This is a genomic window from Micromonospora sp. NBC_00821, from assembly GCF_036347035.1.
GTDB classification, from domain to species: domain Bacteria; phylum Actinomycetota; class Actinomycetes; order Mycobacteriales; family Micromonosporaceae; genus Micromonospora; species Micromonospora hortensis.
In genome coordinates this window covers 5515991-5533468 of the sequence record NZ_CP108880.1, presented here as the reverse complement: position 1 = coordinate 5533468, position 17478 = coordinate 5515991, and the positions used below count along the sequence as shown (strand labels likewise).

Annotated in this window: 11 protein-coding genes and 1 pseudogene; 5 read left to right on the top strand and 7 right to left on the bottom strand. The window is 71.8% G+C overall.

Features of this window, described 5'->3' with window-relative positions; genetic code table 11:
• Positions 1 to 288 precede the first annotated feature (288 nt).
• Genes OHB44_RS25090 through OHB44_RS25080 form a run of 3 tightly spaced genes read right to left on the bottom strand, consistent with a single transcriptional unit; the run spans position 289 to position 5132 of the window.
• Complete coding sequence (locus OHB44_RS25090; protein ID WP_238682862.1) at positions 289 to 2760, bottom strand: transglutaminase TgpA family protein; 2472 nt, start codon at positions 2758 to 2760, stop codon at positions 289 to 291.
• A gap of 16 nt (positions 2761 to 2776) precedes the next feature.
• Positions 2777 to 4075 (bottom strand): DUF58 domain-containing protein, encoded by a 1299-nt coding sequence (locus OHB44_RS25085; protein ID WP_238682863.1) that lies wholly within the window; start codon positions 4073 to 4075, stop codon positions 2777 to 2779.
• Between the two features lies 1 nt (position 4076).
• On the bottom strand, positions 4077 to 5132 hold the full coding sequence (locus OHB44_RS25080) for an AAA family ATPase (protein ID WP_238682864.1): 1056 nt from the start codon (positions 5130 to 5132) through the stop codon (positions 4077 to 4079).
• 403 nt (positions 5133 to 5535) lie between these two features.
• Here OHB44_RS25080 and leuS point away from each other — a divergent pair, with 403 nt between their 5' ends.
• Positions 5536 to 8376, top strand: a complete 2841-nt coding sequence (gene leuS, locus OHB44_RS25075) for a leucine--tRNA ligase (protein ID WP_330438444.1) — start codon at positions 5536 to 5538, stop codon at positions 8374 to 8376.
• Positions 8377 to 8559: 183 nt separating this feature from the next.
• Here leuS and OHB44_RS25070 read toward each other — a convergent pair whose 3' ends face one another.
• The 4 genes from OHB44_RS25070 to OHB44_RS25055 all read right to left on the bottom strand — a co-directional run bounded on the left by OHB44_RS25070 (position 8560) and on the right by OHB44_RS25055 (position 12554).
• On the bottom strand, positions 8560 to 9774 hold the full coding sequence (locus OHB44_RS25070) for a hypothetical protein (protein WP_330438443.1): 1215 nt from the start codon (positions 9772 to 9774) through the stop codon (positions 8560 to 8562).
• A 143-nt stretch (positions 9775 to 9917) separates the two neighbouring features.
• Positions 9918 to 10601: a TVP38/TMEM64 family protein gene (locus OHB44_RS25065; protein ID WP_238682867.1), complete on the bottom strand. Its 684-nt coding sequence runs from the start codon at positions 10599 to 10601 to the stop codon at positions 9918 to 9920.
• Positions 10598 to 11317 carry a type 1 glutamine amidotransferase gene (locus OHB44_RS25060; RefSeq protein ID WP_238682868.1) on the bottom strand — a complete coding sequence of 240 codons (720 nt, stop codon included), beginning with the start codon at positions 11315 to 11317 and terminating at the stop codon, positions 10598 to 10600. The genes OHB44_RS25065 and OHB44_RS25060 overlap by 4 nt, the downstream gene beginning before the upstream one ends.
• Entirely contained in the window at positions 11307 to 12554 is a 1248-nt protein-coding gene (locus OHB44_RS25055; RefSeq protein ID WP_266305298.1) for a MurT ligase domain-containing protein, read from the bottom strand. Before OHB44_RS25055 ends, OHB44_RS25060 begins: the two co-directional genes overlap by 11 nt.
• A 355-nt stretch (positions 12555 to 12909) precedes the next feature.
• Here OHB44_RS25055 and mraZ point away from each other — a divergent pair, with 355 nt between their 5' ends.
• The 4 genes and pseudogenes from mraZ to OHB44_RS25035 all read left to right on the top strand — a co-directional run bounded on the left by mraZ (position 12910) and on the right by OHB44_RS25035 (position 17464).
• Positions 12910 to 13341, top strand: coding sequence for a division/cell wall cluster transcriptional repressor MraZ (gene mraZ / locus OHB44_RS25050; RefSeq protein WP_238682869.1), 432 nt, complete (start codon positions 12910 to 12912; stop codon positions 13339 to 13341).
• Between the two features lie 206 nt (positions 13342 to 13547).
• A pseudogene (gene rsmH / locus OHB44_RS25045) lies at positions 13548 to 14585 on the top strand (16S rRNA (cytosine(1402)-N(4))-methyltransferase RsmH); the annotation flags it as partial.
• 63 nt (positions 14586 to 14648) lie between these two features.
• Positions 14649 to 15254 carry a hypothetical protein gene (locus tag OHB44_RS25040; protein ID WP_210785713.1) on the top strand — a complete coding sequence of 202 codons (606 nt, stop codon included), beginning with the start codon at positions 14649 to 14651 and terminating at the stop codon, positions 15252 to 15254.
• A 512-nt stretch (positions 15255 to 15766) separates the two neighbouring features.
• Positions 15767 to 17464 carry a peptidoglycan D,D-transpeptidase FtsI family protein gene (locus OHB44_RS25035; RefSeq protein ID WP_442932624.1) on the top strand — a complete coding sequence of 566 codons (1698 nt, stop codon included), beginning with the start codon at positions 15767 to 15769 and terminating at the stop codon, positions 17462 to 17464.
• The last annotated feature ends 14 nt before the right edge of the window (positions 17465 to 17478 follow it).

The window sequence follows — 17478 nt, the reverse complement described above, 5'->3', positions numbered from 1 at the left end:
GGGCCTCCTCCCTGGATCGAGCACGACCTTGGGTGGTCCGGGACACCGCGACGTCACCGCACCACAGCGCAGACCCGATGTCGCCTCAGCCGAGGCCCCACTCGGACCGCGCGGTCTTCGACCTCGCGTCAACACGGTCCCGCTGCGCCTGACCCGCGTCGCCACCCCAGAGCGCCCATGATCACTTGATGATGAGTAGCTACCAGAAGCGGTCTGCAACTACTGGTCATCAAGTGATCATGGGCGGCGCCGGGTAGGTGGTGGCGGAGTGGGTGGGTCGGGTTTCGGTCAGCGAGCGGCCCGGTCGGCCAGCAGCCGTCGGGGGTTCCACCGCAGCAGTCGGTACCGGGCCTGCCCGGTGAGCGCCACCATCCGGCCGGACCTGTCCGCCGTTGTGGTGCGCCAACGCAGCAGCACCGAGGGCGGCAGCACGGCGGCGAGCAGGCGGGTCCGTCGGTCCGCCCGTGCCGCGAGTGCCGCACGGACCGCGCGTAGCGCCGGCAGCAACCGCTCACCGGTCAGCGGATCCCGCGCGTAGCGGGCCCGCTCCTCTGCCCGGCCCAACAGCCGCACGGACCCGATCGCGTCATCATCGTCGAGGGAGTCCCGGACAAGCCGGTCCGCGGTCGCCCTGGGCGTCTCGGTCAGATCGACCGGAACCCGGAAGTCCACAAGCGTGTCGAGCAGCTCCGCCCAGGCGGCGTGCGCGTCCGCGCGGGCCCGGTCGGCGTCCGCGCTGACCACCACCGGACGTGCCCCCGGCTCGCTGTCGCCGTCGACCCTCGCGGAGGGCATCGCCACGCTCGCCGCGCGGCCACTGCGTCGGCGCCGCAGGGCCATCCGGCGCAGCGCGGGCACCGCGAGCAACAGCAGCAGGGCCACCAGGCCCGCTGCCCACCACGGCCAGACCGGTGGCTGCTCGTTCGGGGTCGTCCCGCCGAGAGAGAGCCCGTCGTCGGTGTCCTGGTCGGCGTTGTCCGGGCCGGTCGGCGCCGTCGAGGCATCCGGGTCAGTCGGGGCGCTCGTAGCGCCGCTGCTCGGGCTGGGCTCCTCCGGCGCGTCAGTGTCCGGTGCCCAGGCCGACCGGGTGGAGCCGGGCACACCGTACGCCGGGGTGGCGTCGAACGGCACCCAACCAGCCCCGTCGAAGTAGACCTCGGTCCAGGCGTGCAGGTTGAGATTCGTCAGCGTGAAGGTGTCACCGTCGCGCTTGCTGCCGTTGGTGAACCCGAACGCCACCCGGGCCGGAATGCCGGCCGAGCGGACCAGCCAGGCCATCGCGGCGGCGTACTGCTGGCAGTAGCCGACCTTGTTGGTCAGAAAGTTGACGATGTCCTGACCGCTGCTGCCGCTCTCGGTGCTCAACCGGTAGCTGAAGCCGTTGTCCGCCGAGAAGTGCTGGTAGATCGACAGCACCTTGTCGTAGTCGGTGCGCTTGCCCTGGATCAGCCCCTTGACCAGCTCCTCCACCTCGGGCACCGGCCCGGGGGTGGCGGTCATCTGTCGGCGTACGGGGTGCTCGGTCGGCAGCGGCTTCGCGGCTCGCAACGCGTCGGGCGTAAAGGTCGAGCGGACGTAGTCGAAGGAGTACTTCCGACCGCGGGAGTTCTCCCGGTTGGAGAAGACGACCTGCTGGTTGGTGTCGTAGAGCCAGTTGTCGCTGAGGTCGTCGGCGCTGGTCGGTTCGGCGTACACGGGCATCAGCGACATGCTCAGGCTCTTGGTGACCTCGACGGTCGCCTGGTAGGTGGTCTGCCGCACGCCTGGGCCGGCCCGGTCGGCCGGGTTCGGTAGGTCTTTGTTGACCGACCGGCCGCTGGGGTTGCGCGCCTGGAAACCAGCGGGGCGCAGCTCGTCGGCGACCGCATAGCGCAGGTAGAACGGGTTCTGCTCGGACGTCTTCACCTTTACCAGGTCGGCCACCTGGGACTGGTTGAGCTGACCGGCGAGCGAGGCGAACAGGTCGATCCGACCCGACGTGCCGCCCGAGCCGGACCCGTTGCCGGTGCCGTTGCCCGGCCCTCGGCTGAGCGAGTCGAGCAGCCCGCTGGTCATGCCGGGCACCGCCAGCGGCAGCACCACAGCCAGGGCCACCCCGACCGCCGCGAGCCGACGGCCGGCGGACGCCAGCGGAGAGGCCTCCCACACGTCGACGTCGCGGCCATCACCGGTGAACCGGCGTCCGAAGCGGCGCACCCGGTCGACATTGTCGGTGACCAGCAGCCAGAGGTAACCGGCGGCGCCCACCACGAACGGCACCGCGGGGACGCTGTCCACGTAGACGGCGACCGGCACCGAGTAGATGGCGAGCATCGGCAGCCCCGCCAGCGCGGGCCGACGCAGGCCCACGGCCAGCACGTCCACCAGCACGGCGACCCCGCCGACACCGAGCACGGCGATGAACAGCAGCGGATCGGTGTCCGGGACCTCGACCCCGTACGAGCGCATGTCCTGCATGGAGCCGGCGAGCAGGTCGCCGAAGTACGCGAGCGTGCCCGGGGTGGGCAGGATCGCGAACAGCTCCTGGCCGCTGGGGAACAACCAGGTCAGGGCGAGCGTCAGGCCGGCCAGCATGCCCAGCACCTGACCCCACAAGGGTGCCCGGGCGAGGCGGGTCAGCGCGGCCACCCCGGCCACCACGGCGACCGCGATGATGGACTCGATCAACCACGTCCAGCCCTGGAAGATGGCCGACAGCGGCGCGGCGGCCAGCAGCGTGGCAGCGGCCGCCACCATGCCGATGTTCCGACTGCTGATCATGAGGGGAGCCTTCCGTTCATCGCACACCGCCGGCGACCGTCTCGGCCAGCGCGGCTCGCAGGGCGAACCCCTGGGCACCCCGACCGACCTGCGGCCACAGCGCCGGCAGCCGGCCGCCGTGGTCGACGCCGACCACCCGCCAGCCACTCTGCAACATGGCGAGGACGGCGGCGGCGTGGGCGTGCTCCGCCTCGGCCCGCGCCTTCTCCGGCAGGCTGAGCCAGGTGGAGCTGTTCAGGAGGAAGCCGACGCAGGTGGCGCCGTTGCCCCGCAGCCCGGCCAGCAGCTCCGCCTCGGCGATGCTCACAGTGCCGAACAGGCCGATGATGAGACCGCCGTCGGCGCGTTGGCGGACCCGCTGCACGAGGCCGGTGACCTCGGCGCGCTGATCCAGTCGGACCTCCGCGAGGTGATCGAGCAGCGCGCCGTCGCCGCCGGCCTCCGAGGCGTCCACATCTGCCCCCGAGCCGGTGACCAGGCGCAACTTGTAACCGGCCTGCCGCAGGTGGACGGCGATGCTCGCGGCGGCCGAGACCGACCACTCGAAACTGGCCGTCGGCCCCTCGCCCCGGTGGCCGTACGCCCGGGTGTCCAGGACGACTGTGGCCCGGCTCTCCCACGGTTGCTCCTCGCGGCGCACCATCAGCTCACCGGTGCGGGCGGTGGACTTCCAGTGCACCCGGCGCAGGTCGTCGCCGCGCCGGTACTCCCGGGTCGCGGCGTCGTCCTCACCGTGCACCGCCACCGAGCGGGCCCGGCTGTCGCCGCTGCCCGCGTACTCCCCGGGGAGCCGGACCGACGGCAGCGGGGTGACCTGCGGGATGACCGTCAGGTGGTCGGTGCTGGGGAAGGAGCGGGTGAGTTCACAGAGGCCGAACGGGTCGGTCATCCGGACGACCAGCGGGCCCACGTCGTAGCGGCCCCGCACGTCGGCCCGCACCGTGTACGCCACGGAGCTGGCCTGATGGGCGCCGAGCCGCTCCAACACCACCCGGGGCCGGCTGCCCAACGCGTAGGGCAGCCGGTCCTCCAGGAGCAGGGTGCCGGTCGGCAGCCGGGAGAGGTTCTGTAGGCGCAGCACCACCCGGGAGTTGGCGCCGACCGGAACCCGGTGCGGGTCCAGGGAACGGTTGCAGGCCAGCTTGTAGCGGCTCCGCCCGACGTAGGCGGCGGCCAGCAACGGCAGGATGGCCAACAGCACAGCCACCCGGAGCAGGTCCTTCTCGCCGAGGATGCCGGCGGAGATCGCCGCCGCGACCGCAGCGGCGAGGAAGGACCGCCCGCGGGTGGTCAGCCCGCGTAGCCCGGCACGCACGTCATGGCCTCCGCGGCTCGTAGGGCGCGCGACCGTTGCCGGTGGCGGGGGGCCGGGTGTCGTACGGGTTGCGCTGCCGGTCGTGTGGCAGCGGCAGGCGGTGCACCAGCTCGGAGACGATCGCGTCGGTGGTGCGCCGGGCGAGCTGCGCGTCGGCGGTCGGGATGATCCGGTGGGCGAGCACCGGAACCGCCAGGGCCTGCAGATCGTCGGGGAGGACGTAGTCGCGGCCCTCCAGGGCGGCGACCGCCCGGGCGGTGCGCAACAGCTGCAGGGTCGCCCGGGGGGACGCGCCGAGCCGCAGGTCGGGGGCCTCGCGGGTGGCGGTGACCAGGTCGATCGCGTACTGCTTGACCGCGTCCGCCACGTGCACCTGGCGGACGGTGGCGATCAGCTGCCGGACGATGGCCGCGTCGGAGACCGCGCGCAGCTCGTGCAGCGGGTCGGTGGCGCCGTGCCCGTCGAGCATGGCCAGCTCGGCGTGCGAGTCCGGGTAACCCATCGCGATGCGGGCGGTGAACCGGTCGCGCTGCGCCTCCGGCAGCGGGTAGGTCCCCTCCATCTCGATCGGGTTCTGGGTGGCGATCACCATGAACGGGGTCTGGAGCTGGTACGTCACCCCGTCGACGGTGACCTGCCGTTCCTCCATGCACTCCAGCAACGCCGACTGGGTCTTCGGCGAGGCCCGGTTGATCTCGTCGCCGACCACCAGGTTGGCGAACACGGCGCCGGGGCGGAACTCGAAGTCGTGCGTCTCCTGGTTGTAGACGCTGACCCCGGTGACATCGCTGGGCAGCAGGTCGGGGGTGAACTGGATCCGTCGCACCGTGCAGTCGATGGACCGCGCGAGGGCCTTGGCAAGCTTGGTCTTGCCGACACCCGGGACGTCTTCGATCAGGAGGTGACCCTCGGCGAGCAGGACGGCCAGGGCGAGCCGCACTGTGGCGGTCTTACCCTCGATGACCTGCTCGATGTTGGCCACGATGGCCTCGCTGGCGGCGCGGAACTCGTCGTGCGGCAACAGGCCGCCCACCTCGTCCCAGGTCTGTTGTGTCACGGGCCTCCTCCTCGTCGCCGTCACGGCAGCTCTCTAGAGAGCACCTGGACCCGCCGTTGGGTTCGCGACGTCGAGCCTCGTTTGCCGCAGGAATCTCACTAGTCTCTCAGGCTAACCATGTTTGTCGTTATCGCCGACCCCCGCAGGTAGTCCGTCGGTTACGCACCGATATTCGCCAGCTCGGGGGAACGGGTTCGACAACGCCCGGGGGCCGGCAGGGCGAACCGTGGAAGAGGTACACTGCGGGGCATGGCCGGAGTCTTCCTGCTTCTTACCGGGCCGTGCTGATGCGCTGAACCCAGCGACAGCACGGCGGCCCCTCCTGCGCGAGGGGCTTTTTTGTGCCCGCCGCCGGCCCGGCCCGGTGGTGCCGAGACGAAGCGAAGCGAAGCGAGGAGAGACGATGAGTGAGGCAGCCGCACCGGCGGGCGACATTCCCCCGTTCCGGTACACCGCGGCCCTGGCCGACGAGATCGAGATTCGTTGGCAGGACATCTGGGCGCGCGAGGGCACCTTCCACGCACCGAACCCGACCGGCCCGTTTGCCGACCCGACCCATCCACGCGCCGGCGCGGAGAAGCTGTACGTGCTGGACATGTTCCCGTACCCCTCCGGAGCGGGCCTGCACGTCGGCCACCCGCTGGGCTACATCGGCACCGACTGCTACGCCCGCTACCAGCGGATGGCCGGCCGCAACGTGCTGCACGCGATGGGCTTCGACGCGTTCGGCCTGCCCGCCGAGCAGTACGCGGTGCAGACCGGCACCCACCCCCGCACCACCACCGTCGCGAACATCGAGCGGTACAAGGCGCAGCTGCGCCGGCTGGGGCTGGCGCACGACGAGCGCCGCTCGGTGGCCACCATCGACACCGACTTCTACCGCTGGACCCAGTGGATCTTCCTGCAGATCTTCAACTCCTGGTACGACAGCGACGCCAACCGGGCCCGTCCGATCGCCGAGCTGATCGCCGAGTTCGAGGGCGGTAACCGGCCCACCCCGGACGGCCGCGCCTGGGCCGAGCTGAGCGTCGCCGAGCGCCGCCAGGTCGTCGACGACCACCGCCTGGCGTACGTCTCGCAGGCGCCGGTGAACTGGTGCCCGGGGCTGGGCACCGTGCTGGCCAACGAGGAGGTCACCGCCGACGGCCGTTCCGAGCGGGGCAACTTCCCGGTCTTCAAGCGCAACCTGAAGCAGTGGATGATGCGGATCACCGCCTACGGTGACCGGCTGCTGGACGACCTGGACAGCCTGGACTGGCCCGAGCCGATCAAGCTGATGCAGCGCAACTGGATCGGCCGCTCCACCGGCGCCCACATCGACTTCCCGACCAGCGCGGCGCCGGTGCGGGTGTTCACGACCCGCCCGGACACCGTCTTCGGCGCCACCTACATGGTGCTGGCGCCCGAGCACGAGCTGGTCGACACGCTGGCGCCGGCCAGCTGGCCGGACGGGACGAGGGACGCCTGGACCGGCGGGCACGCCGGCCCCCGGGAGGCCGTCGAGGCGTACCGCAAGGCGGCAGCCGCCAAGACCGACGTCGAGCGGCAGTCCGACAGCAAGGAGAAGACCGGCGTCTTCATCGGCGCGTACGCCACCAACCCGGTCACCGGTGGGCAGATCCCGATCTTCATCGCCGACTACGTGCTGGCCGGCTACGGCACCGGCGCGATCATGGCGGTGCCGGCGCAGGACGAGCGGGACTGGGCGTTCGCCGAGGTCTTCGAGCTGCCCATCGTCCGTACCGTGCAGCCGGCGGAGGGCTTCGACGGCAAGGCGTACACCGGGGACGGCCCGGCGATCAACAGCGCCGCGCCCGAGCGCGGCCTGGACCTGAACGGCCTGGGGGTCGCCGACGCCAAGGCGGCGATCATCGCCTGGCTGGAGGCGAATGGGCACGGCACCGGCGCGGTGACCTACCGGCTGCGCGACTGGCTGTTCTCCCGGCAGCGTTACTGGGGCGAACCGTTCCCGATCGTCTACGACGAGACCGGCGCGGCCATCGCCCTGCCAGAGGAGATGCTGCCGGTCGAGCTGCCGGAGGTCGACGACTTCTCCCCGAAGACGTTCGAGGCCGACGACGCCAACAGCAACCCGGAGACCCCGCTGTCCCGGCGGCGCGACTGGGTCGAGGTCGAACTGGACCTGGGTGACGGGCCGAAGCGCTACACCCGGGAAACCAACGTGATGCCGCAGTGGGCCGGCTCCTGCTGGTACGAGCTGCGCTACCTGGACCCGACGAACAGCGAGCGGTTCGTCGACGCGGAGAACGAGCGGTACTGGATGGGTCCGCGCGCCGACGGTGACTGCGGGGGCACCGACCTGTACGTCGGAGGCGCCGAGCACGCCGTGCTGCACCTGCTGTACGCGCGCTTCTGGCACAAGGTGTTGTTCGACCTGGGGCACGTGTCGTCGTTCGAGCCGTTCCGCAAGCTGTTCAACCAGGGCATGATCCAGGCGTACGCGTACACCGACTCGCGCGGCAGCTACGTGCAGGCCGAGGAGGTCTTCGAGCGCGACGGCGCCTACTACCTGGGTGACCTGGCGGTCAACCGCGAGTACGGCAAGATGGGCAAGTCACTGAAGAACGTGGTGACCCCCGACGACATGTGCGCCGCCTACGGCGCGGACACCTTCCGGGTGTACGAGATGTCGATGGGCCCGCTGGAGGTCTCCCGCCCGTGGGAGACCCGGGCTGTGGTCGGCTCGTACCGGTTCCTGCAGCGGGTGTGGCGGGCCGTCGTCGACGAGCAGACCGGTGCCCTGCGGATCACCGAGGACCCGGCCGACGAGGCGACCCGTCGGCTGCTGCACAAGGTGATCGACGGGGTCCGTGGCGACATGGACAACATCCGGTTCAACACCGCGATCGCCAAGCTGATCGAGCTGACCAACGGGCTGACCCGACTGTCGGCCACGCCCCGCGAGGTGGCCGAGCCGCTGGTGCTGATGGTGGCGCCGTTCGCCCCGCACGTGGCCGAGGAGCTGTGGCGCAAGCTGGGCCACGACACCTCACTGACGTACGCGGACTTCCCGATTGCCGACCCGACGCTGCTGGTGGCCGACACGGTTACCTACCCCGTGCAGGTCAACGGCAAGGTCCGTGGTCGCGTCGAGGTCCCCGCCGACGCCTCCGAGGAGAGCGTCCGCGCGGCGGCCCTGGACGCGGTGGCGGCAACTTTGAACGGCAAGGAACCGCGCAAGGTCATCGTGGTCAAGGGCCGGATGGTCTCGGTCGTCGCCTGACGGCGAGCGATAGGCACCGTGACGTCCACGCAGGTGGGCACCGCGTTGAGCGTTATGACTCAGAGGCATAAACATGCCTCTGAGTCATAACGTTCTCCGGCGCATCTCCGCCGGCCGCCGCACAGCCGGCTCGTGCAGTCGCCGGATCAGCCAGACCAGCCGCCCGGCGTTGCGCTCCGGTGCTCACGGGCAGGGCGGCAGTGGCGGTAGTCGGTCCGGGCGCAGCAGCGAGTACGCATGCTGCTGTGCGGGGTCCGAGTTGTTGTCCGGGTCCACCAGCAGCGCCTCGCCCGAGGCGACCGCGTGGGCGTGATCGGCGGTCAGCCGCACGTACGACCCGGTTCGCAGGTCGGCCACGTACCAACCCAGGTGGTACTGGAAGATCACCAGGTCCCCGACGGCAGTGGGCGTGGCAACCGTGTGGAAGGGGTCGACGGTCGGGGGCCTGGTGCCCGGTGGCAACGAGGTAGCGGCGGCCGTGGCCGGCGGAGAAGTCACCCGGAACGCGCGGACCGGCGCCGCCCAGTCCGGTCGCCAGACGGTAAGGGTGCGCTCGTCGCGGGACACCCAGGCGGTGGTCCGGCCGTCGGTGGTCACGTCGACCGTGGTGCCCGGTCCCGGGCTCGGCTGCGGCGCGGACCCAGCCTTACCGTCCGGACCGACAGCGTTCAGGCGACCCGTGGCCCGATCGAACCAGAGCAGGTCGGCGCCGTGGAACCCGACACCGCCCACCGGGCCGGTGGCCACCGTGCGGACCGTCCCGGCAGCCAGGTCGTGCAGGGTCAGCTCGTTCCGGTCCTCGCCGAGGATCCTGGTGACGGCGAGCTTCCCGTCGCGCAACGGGGGCCGGAAGAGGAAGTCCGCGGTGCCCAGCACCTGCCGTGGTGCGGTCCCCGACTCCGCATCCCAGGCAAACAGTTCGGAGCCGCCGCCGCCGTGGGGTGCCGCTCGCATGAGGCTGCTGCGCGCGTACACCAGCCAGCGCCCGTCGAAGACGCCCCACAGGGGGAAGGTGAACATGTCTGGCATGGTGGCCACCTCCCGCCGTCGGCCGTCCTTCTCCTGCCAGACCAGCGTCATCGAGCCGCCGCGCTGCACAGTGGCGAACGCGGAGCGACCATCCGGCGCCGGGGTGAGCGCCGCCCATCGTTCCCCGGGCTCCTGGGGAAGGCGACTGTCACGGATCGCGTCCTGCCAGCTCGGCGGCATGGCGACCGGGCAGAAGTCGGCCAGCGGTGGGGCGGTCACCCGTGTCGCGGGCGGTGCCTCGGCAGTGGCGGGCGGCGACGATGCGGCCGGTGGGTCGCCCGGCGTGCACGCCGCGAGCAGCGCCGCGGCGAGGGCCGCGACGAGGACGATGGCTCGGGAACCGATCCTGGCTCGAGGCAAGGGCATCATGGCCGCAGACGCTAGATCGCGCCGGCGCTGCCCGATGCCCTGCCGGCGGGATCGTCGTCCGGCCGTTACCACCGCCCAACCGACAGGATCCTGTCATCGACGTCAGCAGGTGGCAGGGGGTCCGCTCGGCTCTCCGCAGCGGGTCAGACCGGCATGGAGCGGCGGCGGCGTTCTGCGCGCCACCACTGGTGGATGAGCACCAGGCTGGCGATCAGACCGAGGCTGGCCGGGGCGGCGGCGTACCAGTTGACGTGCCCCGGGGAGCTGACCGCGGCGCCGATCGCCGCGTAGCCGAAGGCGGTCGGCGCGGACGCGATCACGCTGCCGGCCAGGAACGGCAGCACCCGGGCGCCGGTCGTGCCGTAGCCATAGCTGACCAGGCCGAAGCCGGCGATCGGCAGCAGTCGAACGGTGACCACACCGAGCACGCTCTGCCGGGCGAACCAGCCGTCGAGGCGGGCCAGGCGACCGCGGACCCGCTCGGCGACGAACTCCCGACCGAGCAACCGGCCGACAGTGAACCCGATCGCCGCCGCCACCAGCGCGGCGCCCAGGGCGTACGCGGCACCTTCCAGCGGACCGAAGATCGCACCTGCGGCGAGCGTGATGAAGGTCCGGGGCACCAGCGCGACAAGCAACAGCGCACCACCGAGGATCGCCGCCACCGGGGCGAGGTCGCCGAGCCGGTCGGCGACCAGCGGCAACTGCGCCGGATCCGGCCGGGGCACCAGCAGCAGCAGTAACCCACACCCGCCGATCAGCAGCACGAGCAGGGCGAACCGGGCGGCCGACGGCTGCCGGAGCAGCCGCCGGACGGCGCGGATCATGCCCGGGCGGCGGCCACCGCGGAGCGGCGCTCGTTGCGGAGCCGGTCCGACCAGGTGTCGTCCAACGGCGGGAGTTGGTGTGCCCCGGTGGCCCAGCGCAGCAGCAGGTCGGCCAGGGCCGGGTTGCGGGCCAGCGCCGGCCCGTGCGAGTAGGTGCCGAGCAACTTGCCGCGCCACGCGCCCTCGGTGGCGCCGTTGTTGCCCACGCCGGCGGTGACCCTTGCCAGCGGGGAAACCTCCGGGCCGAGGTGGGTGCGGCCGCCGTGGTTCTCGAAACCGGTCAGCGGGGGCAGGCCCAGCCGGGGGTCGATCTCACCGGCCAGCTCACCCACGGCTCGGCTCTCACCCCGGTCGGACTGCAGGTCGAGCAGCTCCAGCCCGCGGCACTGGACACCCTTGGCGAAGAACGAGGTGCCGAGCAGTTGGTAGCCGGCGCAGACGCCGAACACGACCGAGCCCTGGGCGACCGCGCGGTGCAGGCCGCCGTCGGCGAGCAGCCGCTGGGCGCCGAGCGCCTGCGGGCCGTCCTCGCCGCCGCCGACCAGGTAGATGTCGGCGGTCGCGGGCAGCCGCTGATCGGAGCGGACCTCCAGCACCTCGACCGGCATCCCACGCTGACGGGCGCGACGGGCGAGGATCAGGGCGTTGCCCCGGTCTCCGTAGGTGGAGAGCAGGTCGGGGTAGATCCAGACGATGCGCAGACTCTCAGATGACACGGTCCAACTCCGCTCGGATGTCCTGGAACGCGGTGTAGTTCGCGATGACCTCCAGCCGGCCGGGCGGGACCGACCGGAGTGCGTCGTCGAACGTGCGGACGTGCTGGAACGGCACGTCGTTGACGTCCAGTCGAACCGCCAGGTCGTATGCCCGGTCGCCGGTGATCAACACCTGCCGGCCGCGGAGCGGGGCGAAGTCGACGTCGTACAGCCAGGAGGTGTCCAGACCGTCGGGGTCGCGCGCGTTGATGGAGAGCAGGGTCGGCGCGTCGTCGGCCATGTCGAACGCCTCCAGCCAACTGGCCGGGTTCTTGGCCAGCAGCAGCCGGATGTTGCGCCCGTCCTTGTCGACCTGTGCGTAGCGGCCGGCCACCGACGTGACGATGCCGAGGCGGGACACCGCGTCGACAGGGCGTACGCCGAACTCGGCGGCCACGGCCAGCGCGGTCGCCGCGTTGCCGAGGTTGACCTTGCCGGGCAGTTGGAGCGAGACCTTGTGCCAGGCGCCGGTGGGGTCGAGCACGCCCTCGTCCTCGACGACCCAGTGCGGCTCCGGTCGGCGTAGCGGGCAGCCGGTGCACCACCACTGCTCGCCGGAGCGCTGGATGGTGGAGCCGCACTCCGGGCAGACCCAGGAGTCGTCGTGCCAGCGTTGGCCGGCACTGAACCACGTCACGTGCGGCGGGTTGATGCCCCGGGTGGGGTCGCCCGGTGGGGTGGCGGCCCACACCACCAGCGGGTCGTCGGCGTTGGCCACGACCCGTACGTTGGTGTGCCGGACCAGCGCCGCGCGCCAGAGCTGCGCCATCATGGCGACCTCCTTGGCGCGGTCGAGCTGGTCGCGGGAGAGGTTCAGCAGCGCGACCACGTGCGGCTCGGTCGCCTCCAGCACCTGGGCCAGGTAGTGCTCGTCGACCTCCAGCACCGCGTACGGGGTGCTGCCGGCCTTGGCCAGCGCCGAGGTGTGCCCGCTGGGCATGTTGGCGCCGAACGAGTTGGTGGCGACCCGGCCGAGCACGCCGACAGCGGCGGAGGTCAACCGGGTGGTGGTGGTCTTGCCGTTGGTGCCGGAGACGAGCGCGATAGCGCGCCCGGCCGACAGGTGGGCCAGCAGGTCCGGGTCGATCTTCAGGCCGATCCACCCGCCGATCACCGAACCGTCGCCACGGCCGGCGGCCCGGGAGAGCGCCGCGGCGGTCCGTGACACGGAGCTGGCCACCTTGGCCCGTAGGGGCATTTTCGCGTCCGTCACGCGAGCGAGGTTACCGGACCGCCGGCCCCACCAGATCGCCGCCGACTGTGAACCGTTCGGCCGTGGTGGCTGCGCGGGCGGCCGGGTCGGCGTCCCCCGGACGGAGTCGATCTATGTCGGAAAGCGGACCACGCCGAGGGGCGGCCGGAGCCCTCCACTCCGCTCCACCCCTCGTGACGTGCGGTTTTGTCGCCGGGTCAGGCGCGCCACGCGGGCGTATTTGGTTGCGGGTGGAGGGAAGTGGAGTAGAGTGGGGACCAATGGTGAGGCCGGGAGGGCTCACCGGCCCGGGGGGTCAGCGGCGCCGCGAACGCCGCTCAGGGGCGAGGGGGTTGGGCCGATGTTTCTCGGCACCCACACTCCGCGCCTGGACGAAAAGGGCCGGTTGATCCTTCCGGCCAAGTTTCGGGATGAGCTGGCGGGGGGTGTCGTGGTCACCAAAGGGCAGGAGCGCTGCCTCTACGTCTTCCCGACCCCTGAGTTCCAGCGGATCGCGGAGCAGTTGCGCGCACAGCCGATGACCCACAAGGCGGCCCGGGCCTACAGCCGGGTCTTCTTTGCCAGCGCGCACGACGAGGTTCCGGACAAGCAGGGCCGGGTGACCATTCCGGCTCACCTGCGGGCCTATGCCGCGCTGGACCGCGAGTTGGTGGTGATCGGCGCGAGCACGCGGGTGGAGATCTGGGACAAGGTCGCCTGGGAGGCCTACCTCGCCGAGAGCGAAGACGACTTCGCCGACATCGAGGAGGGGGTGCTGCCCGGCGGTCTGTAGGGCGGTAACGGCGCCCGACGTACTGCGAGATCTCCAGCCGCTTTCGAGTTCCTGGCATCACTTCCCCGGTGCCAGGCGCACGATCCAGTCATTGGGCGACGGTCCGGTGTCAGGCGGGAGCGGATGGGGATCTGGCGGTACGACGGCAGCGCCGTCCGACGACAGGCGCACGAGAAGAACGGACGTTTCAACCAGTGGGGGTCATCATGGGGGAGTTGCGCGGCACGCACGTGCCGGTGCTGCTCGAGCGGTGTCTCGAGCTGCTGGCCCCCGCGCTGGGTCGAGGCGGCCGGACGGTCTACGTCGACGCGACGCTCGGTCTCGCCGGGCACGCGGAGGCGGTGCTCGAGGCGCATCCGGAGACGGTCCTGATCGGGCTCGACCGGGACACCGAGGCGCTCGCTCACGCGCGGGTCCGGCTGGCGCGGTTCGCCGATCGGGTGCACCTGGAGCACGCCGTCTACGACGAGTTGCCGGACGTGCTCGACCGGCTGGGCTATCCGGCCATCGACGGCATCCTGTTCGACCTGGGTGTCTCGTCGTTGCAGTTGGACGCGCCCGACCGCGGGTTCGCGTACGCCCAGGACGCGCCGTTGGACATGCGGATGGACCAGACCCGGGGGGTGACCGCCGAAGAGGTGGTCAACACGTACGCCCATCCGGACCTGGCCCGGGTGCTGCGGGTCTACGGCGAGGAGAAGTTCGCCGGTCGGATCGCCTCGGCGATCATCCGGCAGCGGGAGCGGGCCCGGATCACCTCGTCCGCGTTGCTTGCGGAGCTGGTTCGGGACTCCATTCCGGCACCAGCCCGACGAACGGGTGGGCACCCGGCAAAGAGAACGTTTCAGGCTTTACGGATCGAGGTAAACAGAGAGCTGGCAGCGCTGGAGACAGCGTTGCCATCCGCACTCGACGCACTGACCGTGGGCGGTCGCATGGTGGTCCTGTCCTACCACTCGCTGGAGGACAGGCTCACCAAGGCGGCCCTCACGGACCGGGTCCGCAGTAAGGGCCCGATTGACCTCCCGGTCGAGCTTCCCGGGTCCGGTCCGACGTTCCGGCTGCTCAGCCGGGGCGCCGAACTGCCGGGGGAGGCGGAGGTCGCCGCGAACCCGCGGGCCGCCTCGGTGCGGCTGCGGGCCGCGGAGCGACTCGACCCGAACGCGACAGAACAGGGGCGGACCGACCGCGAACGGTCTCGCCGACGGGTGAAGGGAATGCACCAACCGGGCACGGGGTCCGCCTGATCCGTGGGGGGTCAGGGGCACCGGGACGGCTAGAGGGACGGACGTTGAGGGGGAGGGGACATGAGCATTGACAAGCGCGACCGCCGGGACGTCACCGGCGGCGGGCAGCGCGCACCGCGGTCGGGGGGCCGGATCGCGGCGGAGCGGGCTCCGCGCCTCGGAAACGGTACGCCACGCATCGATCGAACGAATCGGCAGGGGGAGACTCGCGCCCGGGGGGCGCGCGAGTTCCCGACTCAGGGCACGGCCGCGCTGCGACCGGTCGAGAAGGCCGCCAGCGCGACCAGCGCCCGGCCGCCACGGCTGCGGGTGGCGCCGCCACCGCCGATCTCGGTGCCGCGTGCGCCGTTCGCGGCGCTGATCGTGGTGCTGGTGGTCGGTGGGGTGCTGGGCATCCTGGCGGTCAACACCAAGATCAATGAGAACGCGTTCCGGCTGGAGCGGTTGCAGCAGCAGCAGGCTCGACTGGACCTGGAGAAGCAGCAACTGGACAAGCAGATCGCCGACGCCGAGGCACCGGGCAACCTGACCGCCAACGCGAAGCGGCTGGGCCTGGTCGACGCCGGCGAGCCGGGCTACATCCGGCTGCCGGACGGCAAGACCATCGGTGTGCCGCAGCCGGCGAACGGCCAGCCGTCGGTGACCAGCCAGGGTGCGGGAGGCTGACCGGTGCCACCAAGGTCGGACGAGCCGCGCCGGGACCCTACGGGGTCCCGGCGCGGTTCTGCACGTGATGCCGGGCCCGTCGACGGCGAGCCGCGCACCGGTGAGCCGGGCATCGGGGGCATCTCCGGCGCCCGGGCGTACACCCCGAGGGGTCGGACCGTCCGCGAGGAGCGCGGCACGCCGGCGCGCGGTCAGGGCGCCGAGCAGCGGCGTACGCCGCGCAGCACCCGGTCCGGTGACCCGTTCCGGCCGGCGTTGCAGGTGCTCGACGGCGGTCGGGCCGCCGCCCGGTCCGGCCGGCGCGACGCTCCGGCGGCCGGACGCGGTGGGGTGGTGCGCACCGTCGCGCCGCGAACCCCCGTGGCCCGGGTGGGGACGAGCCGCCGCCGCGCCGCCGGACCACGCCACGCGCGCCGCGGCGCACCGACCGACCGGCGGCCCGGCGGCCGTCGCGCAAGCCACGACGCCCGCCGAAGCTGGCCGACTCGCGGCTGCGGCTGCGGCTGGGCACCGTGCTCGCCCTGACGCTCTTCGCCACCATCGGGATCCGGCTGATCTTCCTCCAGGCGGTCGACGCTCCGGCGTACGCCGGGGGCGGCATCGCCGACCGACTCCGCACTGTCGAGCTGCCGGCGCCGCGGGGCGGGATCTACGACAGCACCGGCGCGCCGCTGGCCCGCAGTGTCGAGGCGCGGTACGTGTACGCCGACCCGACCGAGGTGGAGGACTCCGCCGCCGTCGCCAAGGCGCTCTCGCCGCTGCTCGGCATCCCGGTGTCGAAGCTGATGGAGTTGATGAAGCCGCGCAAGCTCGAGAACGGCAAGTCGTCCACGTTCGCCTACCTGGCCCGGGGCGTGGAGATCCCGACCGCCAAGCGCGTGCAGGCGCTGGAGCTGCCCGGCATCGGGGTGCACCGTGACGAGCGTCGCGAGGTGCCCGGCGGTGACCTGGCGGCCAACCTGATCGGCTTCACCAGCCAGGACATGGACGGGTTGGAGGGGCTGGAGGCCCGCTACGACGACGTGCTCGCCGGCCAGGACGGCAAGCGCGTGTACGAGGCCGGCCTCGGCGACCTCGCCGCGCCCATCCCGGGTGGCTACAGCCGGACCACTCCCGCCAAGCCGGGTAGTTCGCTCGCCCTCACCCTCAACCGCGACCTGCAGTTCCGGACGCAGCAGATCCTCAGCGCGGGCATGGCCCAGGCGCCGGGCGGCACCGGCGCCGCCGTGGTCATGGAGATTCCCACCGGCGCGGTGCTGGCCCAGGCCAGCAACCCCACCTACGACGCGGCGAAGCCGACGCCCAGCGACCCGGTCGCCCGGGAGGACGCCGCGACCAGCTTCGTGGTCGACCCCGGCTCGGTGCACAAGGCGATCACCTACGGCGCGGCGTTGCAGGAGGGAGTGATCACGTCGGACACCACGTTGCCGATCGCCAACAGCATCAAGAAGGGCGACACCTGGTTCTCCGACACGCACCCCGCCAACGGCAAACGGATGAGCGTGCCGGGGATGCTCGCCTTCTCGTCGAACGTCGGCACGATCACCATCGCCGACGAGCTCGGTCCGGACCGGCTGATCGACTACCAGAAGCGGTTCGGGCTGGGAAAGCCCACCGGCGAGGGGATGCCCGGGGAGGCCAGCGGGCGACTGCTGCCGGCCGACGAGTGGAGCGAATCCTCGCAGGGGTCGGTGCCGATCGGGCACAGCGTCGACGCCACCCCGCTGCAGATGGCCGCCGCGTACGCCGCCATCGCCAACAACGGCACGTACGTGCAGCCGCACCTGGTCAAGGAGGTGATCGGCCCGGACGGCAAGCGCACCCCCGGGCCGGCCCCGGTGACCCGGTCGGTGCTCAGCCCGCAGAACGCCGCGGCCCTGCGCACCATGCTGGAGGCGGTCACCACCGTCGACCACGCCACCGGCGTCACCGCCGCGGTCCCCGGTTACCGGGTCGCCGGCAAGACCGGCACCGGGTGGCGGCTGGTGAACGGCAAGAAGCAGCCCGGTGAGGTGTCCTCGTTCATCGGGATGGCCCCCGCCGAGAACCCCCGGTACGTGATCGCCGTCTTCGTCTACGCGCCCAACGGTGGGGGCGCGGCGATCGCCAATCCGGCGTTCCGCGACATGATGCAGTTCACTCTGCGTCACTACCGGGTGCCGCCGTCGACCGGCGGATCCGCGCCCAAGTTCGTGGTCTATCCGCGCTGAGCAGCAACGGCGGG